This is a genomic window from Peterkaempfera griseoplana (genome assembly GCF_001418575.1).
GTDB lineage: Bacteria > Actinomycetota > Actinomycetes > Streptomycetales > Streptomycetaceae > Peterkaempfera > Peterkaempfera griseoplana.
The window spans coordinates 1-3,027 of record NZ_LIQR01000717.1 but is presented as its reverse complement, the minus strand read 5'-3'; the positions used below and the strand labels follow the sequence as shown (position 1 = coordinate 3,027).

Below are 3,027 nucleotides of genomic sequence, written 5' to 3'. Positions count from 1 at the left end.
GCGCCCACCCCGCACGAGACCCCGCCGCCCGGCGCCGCCGAGCTGGGCTTCCACGCCTCGGCGGCCCTCACCGGGCTCGGCACCTGGTCCTACGACGGCACGCTGCGGATGGTGGCCACCACCGACGGCAAGACCGTGGTGCACTGGTCGCCGACCGTGCTGCACCCCCGGCTGACCTCGGACACCGAGCTCAAGGCGGACACCCTGCCGCCCGCCGCCTCGAAGATCACCGACAGCTCCGGCAGGTCCATCGACGCCTATCGCTCGCTGAAGGCCCAGGCGGCCGGCTTCGCCGACGCTCTCAAGGCGCAACCCGGCGGCACCCCCGGCAAGGGCGTGGTGATCGCGGGCGCCGAGAGCGGCACCCCGCTGGCGACCCTGCACACCTTCGTCAAACCCAAGCCCGGCAAACCGCTGAAGCTCACCATCGACGGGCGGCTCCAGGCCGCCGCCGAGCAGGCGGTGGCCGCCCAGGGGCAGAACGGCGAGCGGGTGGCCTCCCTGGTGGCCATCGAGCCCAGCACCGGCCGGATCCTGGCGATGGCCAACTCCCAGCCCGGCTTCAACGCGGCCTTCACGGGCCGGACCGCGCCCGGCTCCACGATGAAGATCATCACCTCCGCGGCGCTGCTGGAGCACGGCGTCTCCACCGGCACCTCCGCCCCCTGCACCACCCATCTGTACGTCTACGGCAAGGAGTTCCACAACGAGGAGGGCAGCTCCATCCCCGGGGCCACCCTGCGGGACGACTTCGCCGCCTCCTGCAACACCGGGTTCATCAGCCTGCGCGACCGGCTGGGCGACGACGACCTGGGAGCCGAGGCCCGCGACGTCTTCGGCGTCGGCATGACCTGGCACACCGGACTGCCCAACTTCGACGGCTCGGTGCCGTCCCCCGCCGGGGACAGGACGGAGAAGGCCGCCCAGCTGATCGGCCAGGGCAAGGTGCAGATGAACCCGCTGGCCATGGCCTCGGTCGCGGCCACCGTACGGTCCGGGGTCTTCCGCGAGCCGATCCTGCTGCCCGGCCTCCCCCAGCAGCCCGCCGCCCGGGCGCTCCCGCCGTCCGTCGCCGCCCAGCTGCGCACCCTCATGCACACCACCGCCGTCAGCGGCACCGCCGACCATGTGATGAGCGGACTGGGCAGCCTTCCCATGGGCGCCAAGACCGGCACCGCCGAGGTCGGCAACCACCTCGACAGCTGGTTCACCGCCTACCGCGGCGACCTCGCGGCCGCGGCCATGGTGGAGGGCGGCGGCCACGGCGCGGACGCCGCGGGCCCGGCGGTACGGTCCGTGCTGACCGCGGGCCGGTAGGGCTCGGGCCTCCGCCTCAGGTGTGGGCGGGGGCCCCGTACACCTGGTGCAGATTGTCGTCGGCGGGGTGGGTGCGTCCCGCCGGGCCGGCCGCGAAGACCCGCAGTACGTTCTCCGTCACCCGGGTGGTGAACGCCCCCGTGCGGCCGTCCATGCCGTGCCGCACCCCGTGCCTCCCGGGGCCGGAGGCGTCCAGCGACTCCACCCAGCGCATGGTGCCGGTGGCGAAGAGCCCCGAGCCCCCGGGGTGCGCCCCGTACGCGGAGTCGCTGTGGCTGCGCGTCCCCTTGCAGACCAGCGGCGAGTGGGCGAGAACCTCCAGCGGGCGGGGCGTGGGGGCCTCCGGGGTCACCCGGTCGTACTCCACGCCCACCAGCGCCCTGAAGGAGTCCCCGGCCCGCACCCCGGTGCCGGCGAACACCCAGTGGTCGGGGCGGGCGACCACATAGGCGGCCTCGGTGGGGTAGCCCTCGTAGAGGACGCCGGTGAGCGAGCTCTCCGGATCGGGGGCCGGCTCACGGCGGAAGTCATTGGTGACCAGCGCCCGGTCGCCGTGGGCGTAGTACGGGTCGTCGCGGTAGTCGGCCTTGTAGCAGACGACCAGCCGGTCCCGCCCGGTGGCGGCGGGCTCCAGCCGGATCCGGCGGAAGCAGGTGTTGGCGCCGAGCAGCGCCAGGTTGGTCCCGGCGTCACGGGCTCGGGCGACCAAAGCGCGCTGCTCCGGCGTCCAGTACTCGTCATGGCCGAGGAAGACCACCGCCGCGGCGCCCGCCAGCAGGCCGGGGCGGGTGGCGACGTCCACCCCGGTGGCGTACGCCAGGGGTATGCCGAGGCGCTCGGCGAGGCAGACCGCGGGCTGCTCGTAGATCAGGAACTTGCCCGCGCCGTCCTTGTCGTACGGGCGGTCGAAGGAGACCGCCAGCGAACGGGTGCGGAAGGCGCCGTCCGCCCCGTTGTAGAGACTTCGGCTGCCCCACTCGTTGTAGGCCTGCCAGGTCGCCGAGCCGTTCACCAGCAGGGTCCGGCCCGCGGTGGTGGCCGAGCGGACGGTGATCGGGACGTACCGCTGGCCCGTCCGCGGGTCGGTGTCCAGCCGCAGCAGATAGGAGCCCTCGGGCCAGCCCCGGGTGGGCACGGTGAGGGTGCGCTCCCAGTCGGCGTGCACCGTACGGGTGGCGGCGTCGAAGCGCGGGGCCCGCTGCCGCCGCCCGGCGATCCGCTCCGACCGCCACACCAGCCGGGCCCTGGCGCCGCCGTACCAGCCCATCCGGTAGGCGCTGACCAGGAAGCCGGGGGCGGTGGTGGAGACATGCAGCCCGAACTCCTCGCCCGGCAGCACACTCACCCGATCGGTGTATCCCTCGACGGCGGACGGTGCACCCCGGTGGGTGATCCGCCAGTGCCTGTCGCCCGGCCGGTCGTTCTCGGCCCGGACGGCCGCCGCCGGGCCGGAGGCGGGGCGGTGGGAGGCTGCCGGGCGGCCGGAACCGCTGCCCGTGCAGCCCGCCGCGGCCAGCCCTGCACCGGCCGCGGCGGCCATGCCGAGGAAACGCCGGCGGCTGCCGGGGGCGCCGCCCGCCGTCTCCTGGTCGTCGCTGTCGCGCTGTCCGTCCATGTCCACGGTGCCTCCCGGTGCGACCCTAGGGCCGGCCCGAGGATTCCGCCCGGCGGAGGGAGGGCTAGGCGGGGAGCTCTCTCTTATACACATAT

At 74.4% G+C, this 3,027-nt stretch carries 2 protein-coding genes; one reads left to right on the top strand and one right to left on the bottom strand.

Going from position 1 to position 3,027, the window contains the following annotated elements; genetic code table 11:
* On the top strand, positions 1-1,317 hold a 1,317-nt coding region (locus tag AOK09_RS35905; RefSeq protein WP_055591367.1), incomplete at its 5' end, for a penicillin-binding transpeptidase domain-containing protein.
* Between the two features lie 16 nt (positions 1,318-1,333).
* Here AOK09_RS35905 and AOK09_RS35900 read toward each other — a convergent pair.
* On the bottom strand, positions 1,334-2,932 hold the full coding sequence (locus AOK09_RS35900; RefSeq protein ID WP_107101539.1) for a N,N-dimethylformamidase beta subunit family domain-containing protein: 1,599 nt from the start codon (positions 2,930-2,932) through the stop codon (positions 1,334-1,336).
* Positions 2,933-3,027: the final 95 nt, after the last annotated feature.